Genomic DNA, 15,773 nt, shown 5'->3' with positions numbered 1-15,773 from the left:
CTGAATAGAGCATCTGACTACGGATCAGAAGGTTATAGGTTTGAATCCTATGCGAGTCACAAAACCTCCGATAGCTAACGCTGCGGAGGTTTTTATTATTCAGAAATTCTACATATATTTGCAATGTATTAAAAAGAATTATTATGAAACAACTGACTAGATCCATAACACTGCTGATGGTCCTCCTAATAACATCCATCAGCCTCACTTCCTGCGTAGAGGATTATAACGACCCTGATAGCTATGCAGAAATGGTGCTAAGCAATCGTGCATGGCGCGTAGTGAGTTCTACCAATAATTATGCCTATACTGCAGGCGATATCTTCTACTTCTACCGAGATGGTTCTTTCCAGACTCTCCGTAGAGGAGGTTCACCTGAATATGGACAGTGGATGGTCAGGAACGGTAGCCTGCTCATGCACTTCACCAATTCTTCACTAAATGTAGACATTGAAGCTCCTATCCCTGTACTGCAAGGTGATTATGCCGTTTTGTACTGTAACGACTATATGTACAGAACTGCCTATAACCTTCGTCTTGTAGCTGCTTATGACCTTAGTGGATATGGCTATAATCATTGGTATAATAACAGCTACTATTCACCTAAGGAGTAAAGAAAAGAATTGAAGCTCAATTAAGAAAAAAAGCGAACTGAAACATCTTTCATAATGTTCTAGTTCGCTTTTTTTATACCTCTTCTATTTATTCTTAGCTATCATGCAGAAACAATGTTAGTAGCTGTAAATAGCGCTTATCCGTCTCATTCCATACGCTGCCGAAACACATAGAATTTCTCATCTGAAAGCCCTGCAATATCACTGCGGACGATATTGCTCACATCTATGAAATCTCTCACTTCTCCATCGGGATAGAGAATGCCAATACCATCGGCCGTGACAGAATACAATTCTTTCTGAACCTTACGCCATGTCACAAAGTAATCCATATCCTCCAATGGCAGTTCCAGCTGTTTGCTGAGTTCCTGTTTCAATCTCTCCGCTTCCCCTTTAGGTATAGATTCTGCATATACATCCACTTTGAACAATCGACGATTGATAAAATCAGAACAAAGCATTGCTAGAATCTTATCATCTGATTTCATCCAGACTTTCAAAGCAGACATTATATCGTTGTCTTCTAGCTCAAGGAAATAATCCAACCAATCAGGCTCTTTATTAGGAATTTCATGCCTTAAGAAAAAAAGCAAAGAAGGAGAAGCAAACAGATTCTTTCCACTACGCACCAAATACTTTGCACGTCGCAAAGCAGCACGAAGGACTTCCTCTGCAGCAACGGCCGTTTTATGAAGATATACCTGCCAATACATCATACGTCGGGACATTAGATAGTTCTCAACAGAGTATAAGCCTTTGACATCTACAACCAGCTTGTCATCAATAATATCGAGCATTTCTATAATACGAGCAACTCCAATATTGCCTTCACAAACACCGCAGAAAAAACTATCGCGACAAAGATAGTCTAAACGATCAACATCTAGCTGGCTACAAATCAGCTCATGAAGAAAACGTTTCGGGTATTTATCCTCAAAGATATTGATAGCTAGAGATAACCCACCATGCAGCTGCTCATTCATGCGATTCATTATAAGCAAAGAAATCTCCTCATGCGTAATGCCCTTCATAAAGGTCTTCTCTAAGACATGAGAAAAAGGTCCATGTCCTACATCGTGTAGTAAAATGGCAGCCTCAACCGCTTCTATTTCTGAATCGAAAATAAAATGTCCCTTCTCTTGCAAACGATTCAGCGCTTCTTGTATTAGGTGAAATGCGCCGATAGAATGCTGTTTACGTGTGTGTTGCGCACCTGGATAAACGCAAGTCGACATTCCTAATTGTCGGATACGTCCCAAACGTTGAAAACAAGGATGAGCAATGATCTCTGTCAATAAGCCACGAGGAATCCTTGTAAAGCCATAAACAGGATCGTTAATAATTAGTGGACCTCTCATATACTTCTCATATACATTGATTGTTTCAGCAAAAATACATATTTATCTAGTTAGCCTCTTGTCTGCCAGTCATAAAATCGGTATAAAGCATAATATTCCGCTAAATCTTTATTATTTTTGCAGCATATAAGTAATTAAGCAATAAATTATGCTGACAATAAAACAGATTCTTGACAACAAGGAAGCCGTTATCCGCGGTTTGGAAAAGAAACATTTTGCTGACGCTCGTGAAACTATAGAACAAGTACTTGCACTTGACAATAAACGAAAAGAAGCGCAAGCACAATTAGATATTCTCCTTTCGCAAGTGAAAACTATTTCTAAGAGCATTGGGGGAATGATGAAAGAAGGTAAGAAAGAAGAAGCTGAAGCTGCTAAGGAGCAAGTTGCTGAAATCAAAGAACAGACAAAAGAACTTGAAGAAAGCATGAAAACGGCACTAGATGAACGTACTCAAGTTCTTTATACAATCCCAAACGTCCCTTATGAAGAAGTACCTGAGGGAAAAGATGCGACTGATAATATAGTTGTGAAAGAAGGAGGCCAATTTATTGAATTGCCAAAAAATCCTTTGCCTCATTGGGAACTAGCAAAGAAATATAACCTCATAGATTTCGACCTTGGTGTAAAAATTACAGGTGCTGGTTTTCCCGTCTATATTGGTCAAGGTGCACGTTTGCAACGTGCTCTCATCAACTTTTTCCTTGATGAAGCTCGCGCAGCTGGGTATACAGAAATTATGCCACCTACTGTTGTAAATGCCGCTAGTGGTTACGGAACTGGTCAACTTCCTGATAAAGAAGGACAAATGTATCATTGTGAAGTGGACGATTTATATCTCATACCTACAGCAGAAGTTCCTGTCACAAACATTTATCGTGATGAGATTCTAGATGAGAAAGACCTCCCCATCAAGAATTGTGCCTACACAGAATGCTTCCGTCGCGAAGCTGGCTCTTATGGTAAGGATGTTCGCGGGTTAAATCGTCTCCATGAATTTTCTAAAATTGAACTTGTTCGTATTGATACTCCCGAACACAGTAAGCAAAGTCATCAAGAAATGCTTGATCATGTGGAAGGACTTTTGAAGAAACTAGAGCTCCCCTATCACATCCTGTTGCTCTGTGGTGGTGATATGAGTTTTACCTCTAGCATTTGCTATGATTTCGAGGTTTATAGTGAGGCACAAAAGCGTTGGTTGGAAGTAAGTTCTGTTAGCAACTTCGACACATATCAAGCCAATCGATTACAGTGCCGCTATCGCAATGCAGACAAAAAGATTAACCTCTGCCATACCCTTAATGGCTCTGCATTAGCTCTGCCGCGTATTCTTGCAGCACTATTGGAGAATTTCCAAACTCCAGAAGGCATCCGAATCCCCAAGGCCCTGCAAGCATATATGGGTACAGATATGATTAAGTAAATCCACATAATGCGTATACTCTCCATCGACTATGGAAAGAGAAGAACCGGTATCGCAGTGACCGATCCTATGCAAATCATTGCTAACGGTCTGACAACTGTCGAAACAAAAAATCTGTTTCCCTTTCTAAAGGACTATTTAGAAAAAGAACCTGTTGAGTGTGTGATTTTGGGACTCCCCACTCAGACTAATGGACAACCTTCTGAAAATCAACAGCGTGTTCGTCAATTTGCCGCTAATTTCACGAAACAATTTCCCCAGATTCCACTAGAGTTTTACGATGAACGTTTCACCTCTGTCCTAGCTCACCAAACAATGCTTGCTAGCGGCATTGGAAAACAACGCCGTCGCGATAAAGCACTTGTAGATGAAATCAGTGCGTGTATAATTCTACAGTCGTATATGGAAAGTAAACGAAATATTTAAAAGAGAATATGATATTACCCATTTATACATACGGACAATCCGTACTTCGCAAAGTTGCAGAAGATATACCAACCGATTATCCAGGGCTCAACGAACTTATTGTAAATATGTTTGAGACAATGGAGAAAAGTAATGGTGTCGGATTGGCAGCTCCACAAATCGGTAAATCCATACGTGTTGTAGTTATCTCTTTGGATGTTCTCAAAGACGAATTTCCCGAATATGAAGGCTATAATCATGCATTTATCAATCCACATATCGTGGAAGTGGATGATAGCGAAACGGCTCTGCTCGATGAAGGTTGTCTTAGTTTGCCTGGACTTAGCGAACCAGTACGTCGCCCAACACGCATCCATGTTACTTATCTAGATGAGAACTTGCAACCTCATGATGAATGGGTAGACGGATATTTAGCGCGTGTTATGCAGCACGAATTTGATCATCTCGAAGGCGTTGTATTTACGGATAGAATCAGCCCATTGCGCAAACAACTTGTGAAGAAAAAACTCGAGATGATGCGCAAAGGAAAAGTAAGTTGCAGTTATCGTGTGAAGACACCCAAATAAGAAAAGCTGGATTTATGGCACACACAAGTACCAAGCCAAACAATAAGAAAAGCCCCTCCACTGCGGAGGGGCTTTTGCACTTGCTTACATTGCTTCTGCTCATTGTGCCAAGCTTCCTCTATGCACAAATCAATGTTACAAGCACCCTGCTCATGGGACGTAATGCGTTGAGTGTTGATGATAACCTCAGCGCTATTCGCTATTTTAACCAAGTGATAGAGGCACGTTCAAGTAACTCCGAAGCATGGTATCTTCGTGGATTGGCAAAATTTGCATTAGAAGACTTCCATGGTGCAGATGCTGACTGTTCACAGTCAATTCTCTTAAATCCATATAAGATAGAAGTATACCAACTCCGTGGTTTGTGCCGTATCAATCTCAAAAATTATCATGGAGCGATAAACGATTATGCGCACACCCTCGCTGAAAAGCCAGATAATGAAGATGCACGCTTTAATAAAGCGTACTGTTTCATGCAAATCAAAGAAATGGATAGTGCGAAGGTGGAAATAAGCAAAATACTACATCGCTCTCCTAAATTTTATCGGGCTTATATGGCGCAAGCACAAATATACTTAGAAGAAAAGGACACACTGAAAGCCATCACCTGGATGGATTCCCTATTGACTTTCCGCCCCAACGAATCTCAAATTTGGCAATTCAAGGGACAGTGTGCCATAAATAACAACTTATATTCAGCTGCCGATAGCTTTCTTACACAAGCCATTAAATATGCCCCTAATGATGATCAAAGCTATCTACTAAGAGCTATGGCGCGCAACTCTCTCAATAAGTTTGATGCTGCTATCACAGACTACGATAAAGTGATTAGTCTTATCCCACAACATTTCGTGGCTCACTATAATCGCGCCTTATTACGCGCACTTGTGGGGGATGATAATCGCGCGATTCAAGACTTCACCTTCATTTTAAAAGTAGAACCACAAAATACATTAGCCCGCTATAATCGCGCTCTTCTTCGTGAACAGACAGGAGATTACTGTGGAGCTATACGCGACTATAGTGTTTTAATAAAAACATATCCTAGATTTATGTATGGCTATGTTGCACGGGCTAAATGTCGTCGAAAAATTGGAGATATTAAAGGAGCATTGAATGACGAGACGGTTATTGCTCGTGCAGAATTAGATATTTCTTTTGCACGCCCTAGCCGTTCAATACACAAAAAGGTCAGACTGCGTTCCGACCATGCTTTGGAGCATTATGACCGCATAATTACAGAAACTCTCGATACAGCCAAGATTTTTGGTGACGGCATCTTTGGTAAGGTTCAGAACAGTAAAGTAGAAGCTAGCCTTATGCCGTCTTTTCAAATAACTCTTCTTCCCGTCACAGCACGAGGCTATCGTAGCATTGGCTATCAGAGTGAAACTGAAGAATTGAGTAAAAGGTTTGAATCTTTAGAACTTCAGGCTGAACAACAAAGGGGAAGATTCCACTATCTATGCAATGCCAAATATCGCGTCTTTTTCAGCTGTGAAAAAGACGCTAAAAATCTTGCACATTCAGAAAACTATAGAATGAGTATAGATACATTACTCAATAGGTTAACAGACACGGATGCTTACCTACTCCGCTCTATGTTGGCCTATATGGCTTACGACTACAATACAGCTTGGACATATGCAGAGAAAGCAGTTTCTCTTAGCCCTAATTCTGTGATAGCTCTACAGAATCGTGCAAACATTTTTGGAACGCTGTATCTAAATGCCGATAAAGAACAAAAAGTCCTATATGCACATCAAGCAATAATGGATATGGAGGAGGCTATAAAATTAAGACCAAACAATGCATATTCCTATTACAATCGCGGATGTCTTCTTGCCTATTTTGGAAAAGTACAAGAGGCTAAAGCAGATTTTTCTACAGCCATTGCACTTGATAAGCGTTTTGCTGAAGCATACTATAACCGTGCGATTCTCTGCTTACAAGACAATCGCAAACAAGAGGCAATATCTGATCTCAGCCGTGCTGGAGAACTAGGGCTCTATAAAGCGTATAACTTGTTGAAAGAAGCTCAAAATTAATTTATACTTCTAGCATTTTCTATTAAAGATTTTTATCCGTCAAACAGCAAGATCTAAATTATCATCTCGAGAACGTGCAAAAGAGCTTTAATTGACATCCAAATTATTCTTAAAAGCAAAAGTATTTGAGAATAATTACTTAATTTCGCAAATCGATAAAAGTCACGCATGTTTTATTTATGAAATATCGCATCAGTAAAATTTTCCTTTTTTTATTTGCCGTTCTGCTCGTTCTCCCAGTTCATGCACTCGAAGATCGTAAGAAGACAATATCTACAGTGGGAAAAGGAGTTATCATTGAACCTGATCATCTTTCTTACAAGGCGCAAACCGATAAGGCAACAAGTCCTTTAGGTCGTGATATCGCTATTGGCGGAAACGCACGTGGAAATGGGCATATAAACACACGCTATGTGGAAGGAATAGATATAAGTCACTATCAAGAAACTATTGATTGGGATGAAATTGCTCGTAATGCAGAAATTTCTTATGTCTATGTAAAAGCTTCTGAAGGAGAAAATCTTAGAGATGATTATTATATTCAGAACTTACTTGGTGCACGCCGTGCAGGACTGAGCGTAGGAAGCTACCATTTCTATCGTCCGCAGGTTACACCTCAAGCACAGTTAGAAAACATGACGCAAGTGGTTCGACGTGAGGAACAAGATCTTGTCCCTATCATAGATATTGAAAAAGAAGATTCGGACGAAGCTGCCTTTATCGAGAATCTTCGACAGTTCATTCTACTTGTTGAACGTTACTACGGAAAAAAACCCTTACTCTATACGTACCACAATTTCTACAATCGTCATTTCCAAGGATTGTTTACCAACTATCATTGGATGATTGCTCGCTACCGTACTGACGCTCCAGTACTCAATGACGGCAAAACATATATCATGTGGCAATATACACAAAGTGGGCGCATACCTGGCATTCGTGGAAAAGTAGACCGCAGCCGAATTATGTCAGGATTTACGCTTCATCAGCTAAAACTATAATCACAACTAAATAAACACAGCAACATTATGTCTGAATGGTTCCAATGCACCGTTAAATATGAGAAGACCATGGAAAATGGTCAGCAGAAAAAAGTTACAGAGCCATATCTCGTAGATGCGATTAGCTTCACTGAAGCTGAGCGCCGCATCATCGAAGAAATTTCACCGTTTATGGCGGGAGCTTTTGAAGTTAGCGACATTAAACGTGCACATTTTGCCGAAATCTTTGAATCAACAGACGATAGTGCAGATCGTTTCTTCAAAGCTAAACTTTTATTTGTCACTCTTGACGAGAAAAGCGGAAAAGAGAGGAAGACAACACAACAGGTTCTGATTCAAGCTACTGATTTACGCGATAGTATTAAGCGTCTAGATGAAGGTATGAGAGGTAGCATGATGGATTACACGATTGCCAGTGTTCAAGAAACAACGATCATGGACGTATATCACTATCAGCAAAGTGCCCCCGAAAGCATGACTAAGGTTGACAAACCTGAATTCGAGGAATAAAGCCAAATAATCAACAGCAAAATGACAGAGATTCAGCAAAATCTAGCAAAAATCCGCGAACAGCTTCCTTCAAATGTACAGCTCGTTGCTGTTTCTAAGTTTCATCCCGCAGAGATGATTCAACAATGCTATGAACAAGGCCAACGAATCTTTGGGGAAAGCCACGAACAGGAACTTCGCATAAAAGTTCCCGCGCTTCCCAAAGATATAGAATGGCACTTTATAGGACATTTGCAGACCAACAAAGTAAAATATATAGCTCCTTATATTTCTTTGATTCATGCGGTTGATTCTTTCAAACTCATGAAAGAAATTGATAAGCAAGCAGCTCACAATAACCGCATTATACGCATTCTGTTAGAACTCCACATTGCTGAAGAAGCCACCAAGTTTGGATTCTCTCTCGCAGATTGTCGCACACTGCTTGAAGATGGTGAATGGAAAGAGTTGAAGAACATACAAATCTGTGGCTTAATGTGTATGGCATCCAACACTGATAATACAGAACAGGTATGCAAAGACTTTGAAACGGCGCACATCTTCTTTGAAGAGATAAAAGAAAAATACTTTCCTAACGATGAGGCTTTCTGTGAACGGAGTTGGGGAATGACTCACGATTTTCAGATAGCAGTAAACGAAGGTTCCACTATGGTACGCATTGGTACCGCTATCTTTGGTGAACGTCAATACTAAAAAGTTATGTTTCTCAATCCTTGCTGCAAAATAAATCTCGGACTTTACGTTGTTGAAAAAAGAGCTGATGGTTACCACAATCTAGAAACCGTATTTTATCCTATACCTCTTTGTGACAATCTTGAAGTAAAAACACTTCACAACTCTAACGAACCGTATTTACTCCAGACTGTTGGCCCTAAGATCCAAGGAAATCCTGAAGACAACTTAATTATTAAGGTGTACAATCAGCTGAAAGCAGACTTTGATCTTCCTCAGCTCGACATTTTACTTCATAAAAAAATACCCATGGGAGCAGGACTTGGTGGTGGATCGAGTGATGCTGCTTTCATGATGCGCATTCTCAACGAAGAATATCAACTGGGAATGAATAATTCTGAGATGAAAAAACGCGTCAGCAAACTCGGAGCTGATTGTGCCTTTTTTATTGACCCGCACCCCGCTTATGCAACGGGGATTGGGGATATCTTTTCCCCTATTACTCTCTCGCTAAAAAAATGGGTATTGGTACTCGTGAAGCCACAAACCTCAGTTTCTACACAAGAAGCTTACTCGCAAATCGTGCCCCAAAAAACTTCAGTAGATCTACGTGAAGCTTTAGCTTTACCTGTAGAAGAATGGAAAAACGTGGTATGCAACGACTTCGAGAAAAGCGTTTTCTCCACACATCCAGAAATTGAAGCCATCAAAGAAACACTTTATGATATGGGAGCATGCTTTGCGCTTATGTCGGGCAGTGGTAGCACAGTCTTTGCCCTGTTCAAAAATAAACAGGGCGATCTTCGAAAGATTTTCTCAGACTGCTTCACGTTTCAAAGTACACTTCTAAAATGATTATCTGTTTTAGCGGAACAGGCAACACGCGATGGGCTGCCAACAAAATAGCAACTCTCACGAATGATGTAATAATAGAGGAGACTTCAGAGCAGTGCGATGATGTACTAGGAATATTCTTCCCTATCTATGCTTGGGGAATACCGAGGGTCTTCATTGATCAGCTCCGGCGATTCTTCAGTAACTCTGAAAAACAAAGGAAATTTAGCTATGTTTATGTAGTTTGTACATGTGGTGACGACATTGGTCTCACTGATAAAGAGGTAAAAATCTTATTACAACAGTATGACATAAACAATATCTCCATCTGCTCCATTCAAATGCCTGAAACATATATAGATTTCCCCGGTTTCAAGTTAGATACTCAGGCTGCTGCAGCTAAAAAAATTGCAGTAGCAGAAAGCCACATCTCAGTTTTTGCCACAAAGATTCAAAAGCATGAAATGTTCTATGAGATAAATCGTGGAACTTGTCCATGGATTAAAAGTAGAATACTTCGTCCTCTTTTTTACAAATTCTTTATAGATGATAAAAAATTTACAGTAGACAAAGATCTTTGCATCCATTGCAGCAAATGTGCAAAGGTATGCCCCATCTGTAATATAGATTGTTCTCCTACAAGTATTCCACAATATAAACACCATTGTATCGGATGCTTAGCTTGCTATCACCATTGCCCCCAAAATGCCATACAGCGCGTATATACTAAGGGTAAAGGTCAATATTGTCCTCCACAATCCTAAATCGTTTTAAGAATTGAGCCTACACTTTATTGCTTCAAGAATAGCTTAAAATCAAGTTTTTTTATTCGTAGATAAGAACATTGTCCTGTACTAAATAAGTTGACAGTTCATAAACTCAAAAAAAGATTATGTCAAGATTAAAGTACAGCGAAACAGAGAAAGTTCTGTTGTTGCGTTCTTACCTAGAGAGCGGTATGGACGCTAAAAACTTTTCACGTAGTCGTGGAGTTCCTTATACCACCTTCCGCTATATTTGCAAGCAATATGGCACTCCAGATCTCTCAACAATCGAACGACTTATGAAAGAAACAAAAATCCCGAATACTGTCGATGAACTTCAATCTCAACTCTCCAACGAGCGCAAAGCCTATGAGGCAGAGATTAAGCGCCTCAAGAAGGCTCTTTCTGAATCCGAATTGCGATGTTTGGCCAACTCCACAATAATAGATTTAGCGGAGAAGATGTTCAATATCCCCATCCGAAAAAAACGCGATACCAAGTAATCAATACTTTGTCTCAGAGCCAGGAAGCAGATACGTCCACGCGGCGTAACGTCTCCTTCCTCTGCGATTATCTTGGCATAAGCAGACAAGGTTATTACAAGTATATGACTCAAGAAAAAGAAGAGGAAATCCTAGGAATGAGTATCGTCCTTTATGCCACAGAGCTGCGTAAGGACCTCCCCAAAGCAGGCATGCGCGAACTCTACGAACTGTGTCGTCGTAAGTTCCAATATAAGTTCTCCATTGGCCGCGACCAGTACTATACAATCTCTTCCAGTCTAACGACCTCTATCAGTGTACTGACAGATAAAATATCCTTATTGTATTTAAAAATACAATAAGGATGTCAGCTGAGAGGCTTATTGTATTTATAAGCCCAATAATAGCGCATTAGGATTCTTTATTTTTAAGAATCATTGCTTATTTTATCATGAAAGAAGAAAGAGAAGCTCCATCTAACGATAGCGTAAGCCGCGTATCTATATTGGTACAAAAAGTCATTGGCGAACCAAGAAAGATTAAATCTCCTTGACATAGTCGATAATTTTGACTAAGTTTTGACACAATTTCTTCAGGTTTCACCAGCATTTCTTTGGTATCGTATGCACAAAGTTTTTTTTCTCCTGCCAGAATCTCTATGTGATGATTGCAATATGTTCCCATAGGTACAAAACGCCCTATTGATGCTGCTCCATCAAAACCAACAGCAAGCTCCCAAGGAGCTCTTTTCTCTCGAAGTTCCTCCAGTAACTGTGAAGCTATGAAATGTACCCCTATTGTTATTTCTGAAAAATATCGGGGAGCAAAACGTTCTGGAATGCCTTTTCCCAAGCGATTAATACGAATAACAAGATGAGCACGTCCGACAGCAGGAAGTGCATAATCAGGTAAAAAAGCAGGCCGCCCTATTTGGTTTAGAGCTGTATCAGGAATCATAAAAACGTTCCCAATCTCAGTGTAATTGTTGCTAAGTATAAATATTTTCATAAAATCTTTGCTATTCCAAAAATTAGAATTACTTTTGCTCTCGCTTAACGGGGCGTAGCGCAGTCCGGTAGCGCACCTGGTTTGGGACCAGGGTGTCGCAGGTTCGAATCCTGTCGCCCCGACTTAGAACTCAACTCTCTCTGAGAGTTGAGTTCTTTCTTTTTTCCCCCTCAGTATTGGCCGGCAAAGTTACAAAATACAATAATCTTAGATACGTTTTCGTTATAATAAATATGTATAAGAAAAGAATATTGACACTCCTTATAGGGTTCGCAGGAACTATTTCTCTAATAGCTCAACCGTTTACCACTTTTGCAGAAAAAGATTTTTCACCAGGAACTGTCTTCTCTACACAGTTCAACTTGGGGAAAAATTATGCAGATTCCGTATGGTCCGTGAATCTTATCTATCCCGAATTCCGCTTAGCGACAAAATCAGAAACAGAACTCTTAAAAGAAAAAGGGATACCAGCTCAAGAGCTCCCTGCTGTAGAAACATCACTATCCATAAGTCGGAAACAAGGTTTTTTGGATGTATATTTTACTCCTTTTGCCTATCGGAATGGACATTGGATGCGCATGGCTGGCTGTAAAATCCAACTAGTGGCTAATCCACGTATAATAGCGCGCAAGGCACAAGCTTTACCCAATTTAATTCAACGATACACGGATCATAGTGTTTTATCTAAAGGAAAATGGGTGAAAATTAGTGTCCCAGAAGAAGGAATCTACCAACTGACTGCTTCAAAACTCAAGAGTTGGGGCTTTAATAATATCAATCGCGTTAAAATCTATGGATATGGTGGTCGCATATTGCCACAAAAACTAGAGTTTTCAGGCGATAATAGTGTCATTGATGATCTTTGCGAAGTTGCAACTTGGCGCAGGAGTAATTCTTTACTTTTTTATGCCGAAGGAACACTACGTTGGAGCTGGGATGCAACAAAACGGGCATGGAACCGTGCCCAAAACACCTATTCTCGTGCTTCTTATTACTTTATCACAGAAGGCGAATCTCCTCTTGAGATGAAAGTGATAGAACCAACTACAGCGTCTACCACGACGCTCACTTCTGCCATTGTTCCTGCATTGCACGAAAAGGACGCCTTTGCTTGGTACGAAGGGGGTACAGAATTTTTCTCTAGTTATGATTTTATCAATAAGAATACCCAATCGTTCACACTGTCTACCCCAGGATTTTCAGGTGGAACGGCAAAAGTTGCAGTAGCTGTAAGTGCAGCATCAACACTAAAGAATACAAATGTTGAGACTTTAGCAAATAGTCTAAATCTTGGGACTTTCTCAATTAGCACTTACGATAGTGAAACGGAAAGTGCTAGAGAAACGCGTGCTCTGTTCTCAACGGATTCTCTCCTAGAGAATAATACTTTCAAAATAACAACAACAGCAGGGAATTCTGCACGCCTCAATTATATTCTCGCATCCTATCCTCGGAAGTTAGATGCTTCAGTTCCTTTTGTATTTACTCCAGCAACAATGAGCCCCTCTGCTGCTGTGATACGTGCAGAAAATGCAACTGCTTCCACTCAACTCTGGCGTATCGCTTCTGCTTCAGCCCCAACAGCCATTATAAAAACAACCATCAATGGTACAAAAATTACAGCACAAATAGAGGATGCAAAGCAACGCTACATCTTTGTAGATGTAGCAAAGAACTATGCTGAACCTTCTCGAGTAGGAACAATAGAAAACCAGGACTTGCATGCAGATTCAGCACAAGATATGGTCATCATCATTCCTGAGAGTGGCAAACTGAAGAAACAAGCAGAGCGTTTGGCCATGGCTCATAGAGCAGAAGGCCTACGCGTAAAAATTGTCAGAGCAGATCAACTCTATAATGAATTCTCCTCAGGTACACCAGATGCTACTGCATACCGACGATACCTAAAAATGCTATACGACAGAGCAAAGACAACAGCAGATATGCCTCGATATCTTCTCCTCTTTGGCAATTGCTACTGGGACAACCGCTTGCTGTTAGGGAGCTCATTTTCAACAAAAGACCTATTGCTGGCCTTTGAAGTAAGTCCGAATGATCGCCTTATAAACATTCCTCATGGAACACTCTATAGCTATGTGACTGATGACTACTACGGGCTACTTGATGATGGTGAAGGCTCTGCTATTGCTAGTCGTGATAAAGTGGATCTCGGGATTGGTCGCTTCATCTGCACAACTGAAGAAGAAGCTAAAATTCTAGTGGATAAAACGCTAGAATATATGGAGAACAAAAATGTTGGAGCGTGGAAGAATCGAGTAATAATGCTAGCGGATAATGGAGATAATAATCTCCATCAAGAAGATTGCGAAACGACAGTAAGAAATATACAGAATGCAAATGACGAACTAATAATAAAAAAATACTACTGGGATGCTTACCCTATGACTACTTCTGCTACGGGAAATTCTTTTCCTCAAGTAACGCGTATGCTACAAGAAGAGCTAAAAAGAGGGGCACTAATTTTTAATTACACAGGGCATGGAAGCCCGCGACAATTAAGTCATAACAAATTACTACAGACCTCCGACTTTGAAAAAATAACAGATGGTAATATGCCGCTTTGGATTTTTGCATCCTGCGAGATAACTCCTTATGACCAACAAATGGAAGATATTGGGCGTGCAACACTATTCAATACAAAACAAGGTTCTGTTGCGATAGTTTGTGCGACACGTTCTGTTTATGCTATATATAATCGTGCTCTCAATGCGGCTTATTCGCGTTATGTACTTTCTAGCGACGGTAACGGAAAACCCTATACCCTAGGAGATGCAATGCGATTGGCAAAAGTTAGCTTAGTGACAAATGCGGGTGATCGATCTATGAATAAACTTAAATATGCTTTGCTCGGAGATCCTGCTCTTACTCTTACTGCACCACGTGGACAAGTTGTAGTAGACAGCATAGATAGAGAAGCCATAACCTCTAGCACCAATATTCAACTGAAAGCTGGTCAAAAGGTGCGCTTTGCCGGCCATGTAGAAAGAAATGGTCTCCTAGCAACCGACTTCAATGGAACTGTTACGGGTTCTCTCTACGACAGATTAGAAAATATTATTTGCAAAAACAATAACAATGCGAATAAAACAGCAATGGTTTACCAAGATCGCAAGAATGCACTCTTTGAGGGTAGCGATTCTATTCGCTTTGGCCGCTTCCAACTTAATGTTGTTGTACCGCGAGATATCAGCTATTCCGAAGATAAAGGGAGAATGTACTTTTATGCAGTTAACACGGATCATTCTGAAGAGTCACATGGCTCTACAACTCAATTTCACCTCAACGGAACAATACAAACGCAAAAGACCGACACGCTCGGACCAAAAGTTTTTGTATATCTAAACTCCACCGATTTTCCGGATGGTGGATATGTTTCCACCGCTGCACTTTTCGGAGCAACTCTCCATGATATTTCTGGCATAAATGCCAATGGCTTGGGAGTAGGCCACAACATAGAATTGAGCATTGATGGTGACGTCAATAATATCATAGTCTTGAACGATTATTTTGCTTATGACTTTGGAAGTACTACTTCCGGAACCATCCAATATCCACTCACAAATCTTTCGCCTGGGCGACATAAGTTAACTCTTCGAGTTTGGGACGTAAACGATAATTCAACAACGACTTCGCTTAACTTTTTTGTCAGCGAAGATCTCACGGGAGGATATGATGTAAATGCAACTGCTAACCCTGCGTATACGACAACAACATTTGTCACTACTTTGGAAAATTCTAATGAAAAGACTGATGTGTCAGTAGAAGTTTATGATATAGCAGGACGTCGCATTTGGAATGAAACATCTTCAACTTCTGCTAATGCTAGATATGATGCAATCCGTTGGTCACTAACAGATTATGCTAATAGACCAGTTCCAGCAGGAATCTATATTTATCGATCTATTATTTCGTCAAGCAGCAAGAGAGTAACTACAAAGAGCAAGAAGATGATTATCGTAAGGCAATGAAATAATAATCCTGCAACATCTACAATAATAACAATAAACGCAGATTACATCCGTTATAATAGTAATAGAAAACTAACA

The 15,773-nt window shown here is 40.2% G+C and carries 15 protein-coding genes and 1 tRNA gene; 14 read left to right on the top strand and 2 right to left on the bottom strand.

Going from position 1 to position 15,773, the window contains the following annotated elements:
* Positions 1 to 143 precede the first annotated feature (143 nt).
* Entirely contained in the window at positions 144 to 614 is a 471-nt protein-coding gene (locus ABLA33_RS06550) for a hypothetical protein (protein ID WP_311489897.1), read from the top strand.
* A gap of 146 nt (positions 615 to 760) precedes the next feature.
* Here the strand turns inward: ABLA33_RS06550 and ABLA33_RS06545 are convergent, their stop codons facing one another.
* Entirely contained in the window at positions 761 to 1,972 is a 1,212-nt protein-coding gene (locus tag ABLA33_RS06545) for an HD domain-containing protein (RefSeq protein WP_314602607.1), read from the bottom strand.
* A 148-nt stretch (positions 1,973 to 2,120) separates the two neighbouring features.
* Between ABLA33_RS06545 and serS the strand changes: the two genes are divergently transcribed.
* From serS to ABLA33_RS06490, 11 genes are all read left to right on the top strand, one after another.
* Positions 2,121 to 3,395: a serine--tRNA ligase gene (serS, locus tag ABLA33_RS06540; RefSeq protein ID WP_311489895.1), complete on the top strand. Its 1,275-nt coding sequence runs from the start codon at positions 2,121 to 2,123 to the stop codon at positions 3,393 to 3,395.
* A 9-nt stretch (positions 3,396 to 3,404) separates the two neighbouring features.
* Positions 3,405 to 3,821 carry a Holliday junction resolvase RuvX gene (gene ruvX, locus ABLA33_RS06535; protein WP_311489894.1) on the top strand — a complete coding sequence of 139 codons (417 nt, stop codon included), beginning with the start codon at positions 3,405 to 3,407 and terminating at the stop codon, positions 3,819 to 3,821.
* Positions 3,822 to 3,829: 8 nt separating this feature from the next.
* Complete coding sequence (gene def / locus ABLA33_RS06530) at positions 3,830 to 4,387, top strand: peptide deformylase (RefSeq protein ID WP_311489893.1); 558 nt, start codon at positions 3,830 to 3,832, stop codon at positions 4,385 to 4,387.
* A 152-nt stretch (positions 4,388 to 4,539) separates the two neighbouring features.
* Positions 4,540 to 6,435: a tetratricopeptide repeat protein gene (locus ABLA33_RS06525; RefSeq protein ID WP_347719684.1), complete on the top strand. Its 1,896-nt coding sequence runs from the start codon at positions 4,540 to 4,542 to the stop codon at positions 6,433 to 6,435.
* Positions 6,436 to 6,614: 179 nt separating this feature from the next.
* Positions 6,615 to 7,436, top strand: coding sequence for a glycoside hydrolase family 25 protein (locus tag ABLA33_RS06520; RefSeq protein WP_347719683.1), 822 nt, complete (start codon positions 6,615 to 6,617; stop codon positions 7,434 to 7,436).
* 27 nt (positions 7,437 to 7,463) lie between these two features.
* The gene (locus ABLA33_RS06515; RefSeq protein ID WP_347719682.1) at positions 7,464 to 7,946 is read left to right on the top strand and encodes a DUF4494 domain-containing protein; all 483 of its coding nucleotides are present in this window, start codon (positions 7,464 to 7,466) and stop codon (positions 7,944 to 7,946) included.
* A 21-nt stretch (positions 7,947 to 7,967) separates the two neighbouring features.
* Positions 7,968 to 8,639 carry a YggS family pyridoxal phosphate-dependent enzyme gene (locus ABLA33_RS06510; protein ID WP_347719681.1) on the top strand — a complete coding sequence of 224 codons (672 nt, stop codon included), beginning with the start codon at positions 7,968 to 7,970 and terminating at the stop codon, positions 8,637 to 8,639.
* 6 nt (positions 8,640 to 8,645) lie between these two features.
* Positions 8,646 to 9,473, top strand: a complete 828-nt coding sequence (gene ispE / locus ABLA33_RS06505) for a 4-(cytidine 5'-diphospho)-2-C-methyl-D-erythritol kinase (RefSeq protein WP_347719680.1) — start codon at positions 8,646 to 8,648, stop codon at positions 9,471 to 9,473.
* Positions 9,470 to 10,216 carry an EFR1 family ferrodoxin gene (locus tag ABLA33_RS06500; protein ID WP_347719679.1) on the top strand — a complete coding sequence of 249 codons (747 nt, stop codon included), beginning with the start codon at positions 9,470 to 9,472 and terminating at the stop codon, positions 10,214 to 10,216. Before ispE ends, ABLA33_RS06500 begins: the two co-directional genes overlap by 4 nt.
* Positions 10,217 to 10,344: 128 nt before the next feature.
* Positions 10,345 to 10,719 carry a transposase gene (locus tag ABLA33_RS06495; protein WP_347719678.1) on the top strand — a complete coding sequence of 125 codons (375 nt, stop codon included), beginning with the start codon at positions 10,345 to 10,347 and terminating at the stop codon, positions 10,717 to 10,719.
* A 104-nt stretch (positions 10,720 to 10,823) separates the two neighbouring features.
* Positions 10,824 to 11,060 (top strand): hypothetical protein, encoded by a 237-nt coding sequence (locus tag ABLA33_RS06490; RefSeq protein WP_347719677.1) that lies wholly within the window; start codon positions 10,824 to 10,826, stop codon positions 11,058 to 11,060.
* A 79-nt stretch (positions 11,061 to 11,139) separates the two neighbouring features.
* On the opposite strand, the gene ABLA33_RS06485 is transcribed toward ABLA33_RS06490, so the two are convergent.
* Complete coding sequence (locus ABLA33_RS06485; RefSeq protein WP_347719676.1) at positions 11,140 to 11,706, bottom strand: fumarylacetoacetate hydrolase family protein; 567 nt, start codon at positions 11,704 to 11,706, stop codon at positions 11,140 to 11,142.
* A gap of 48 nt (positions 11,707 to 11,754) precedes the next feature.
* Between ABLA33_RS06485 and ABLA33_RS06480 the strand changes: the two genes are divergently transcribed.
* Together ABLA33_RS06480 and porU are read left to right on the top strand one after the other, a co-directional pair.
* A tRNA-Pro gene (locus tag ABLA33_RS06480) sits at positions 11,755 to 11,828 on the top strand.
* A 111-nt stretch (positions 11,829 to 11,939) separates the two neighbouring features.
* Positions 11,940 to 15,695 (top strand): type IX secretion system sortase PorU, encoded by a 3,756-nt coding sequence (gene porU / locus ABLA33_RS06475; RefSeq protein ID WP_347719675.1) that lies wholly within the window; start codon positions 11,940 to 11,942, stop codon positions 15,693 to 15,695.
* Positions 15,696 to 15,773 lie beyond the last annotated feature (78 nt).

The organism is uncultured Alloprevotella sp., from assembly GCF_963536905.1.
Classification (GTDB): Bacteria; Bacteroidota; Bacteroidia; order Bacteroidales; family Bacteroidaceae; genus Alloprevotella.
The sequence above is the reverse complement of the archived record's forward strand: the minus strand, read 5'-3'. Positions and strand labels throughout refer to the sequence as shown.

Coding starts and splice junctions, on each gene's coding strand:
- ABLA33_RS06550 (WP_311489897.1), top strand. CDS start 144: ATGAAACAACTGACTAGATCCATAACACTGCTGATGGTCCTCCTAATA.
- ABLA33_RS06545 (WP_314602607.1), bottom strand. CDS start 1,972: ATGAGAGGTCCACTAATTATTAACGATCCTGTTTATGGCTTTACAAGG.
- serS (WP_311489895.1), top strand. CDS start 2,121: ATGCTGACAATAAAACAGATTCTTGACAACAAGGAAGCCGTTATCCGC.
- ruvX (WP_311489894.1), top strand. CDS start 3,405: ATGCGTATACTCTCCATCGACTATGGAAAGAGAAGAACCGGTATCGCA.
- def (WP_311489893.1), top strand. CDS start 3,830: ATGATATTACCCATTTATACATACGGACAATCCGTACTTCGCAAAGTT.
- ABLA33_RS06525 (WP_347719684.1), top strand. CDS start 4,540: ATGGGACGTAATGCGTTGAGTGTTGATGATAACCTCAGCGCTATTCGC.
- ABLA33_RS06520 (WP_347719683.1), top strand. CDS start 6,615: ATGAAATATCGCATCAGTAAAATTTTCCTTTTTTTATTTGCCGTTCTG.
- ABLA33_RS06515 (WP_347719682.1), top strand. CDS start 7,464: ATGTCTGAATGGTTCCAATGCACCGTTAAATATGAGAAGACCATGGAA.
- ABLA33_RS06510 (WP_347719681.1), top strand. CDS start 7,968: ATGACAGAGATTCAGCAAAATCTAGCAAAAATCCGCGAACAGCTTCCT.
- ispE (WP_347719680.1), top strand. CDS start 8,646: ATGTTTCTCAATCCTTGCTGCAAAATAAATCTCGGACTTTACGTTGTT.
- ABLA33_RS06500 (WP_347719679.1), top strand. CDS start 9,470: ATGATTATCTGTTTTAGCGGAACAGGCAACACGCGATGGGCTGCCAAC.
- ABLA33_RS06495 (WP_347719678.1), top strand. CDS start 10,345: ATGTCAAGATTAAAGTACAGCGAAACAGAGAAAGTTCTGTTGTTGCGT.
- ABLA33_RS06490 (WP_347719677.1), top strand. CDS start 10,824: ATGACTCAAGAAAAAGAAGAGGAAATCCTAGGAATGAGTATCGTCCTT.
- ABLA33_RS06485 (WP_347719676.1), bottom strand. CDS start 11,706: ATGAAAATATTTATACTTAGCAACAATTACACTGAGATTGGGAACGTT.
- porU (WP_347719675.1), top strand. CDS start 11,940: ATGTATAAGAAAAGAATATTGACACTCCTTATAGGGTTCGCAGGAACT.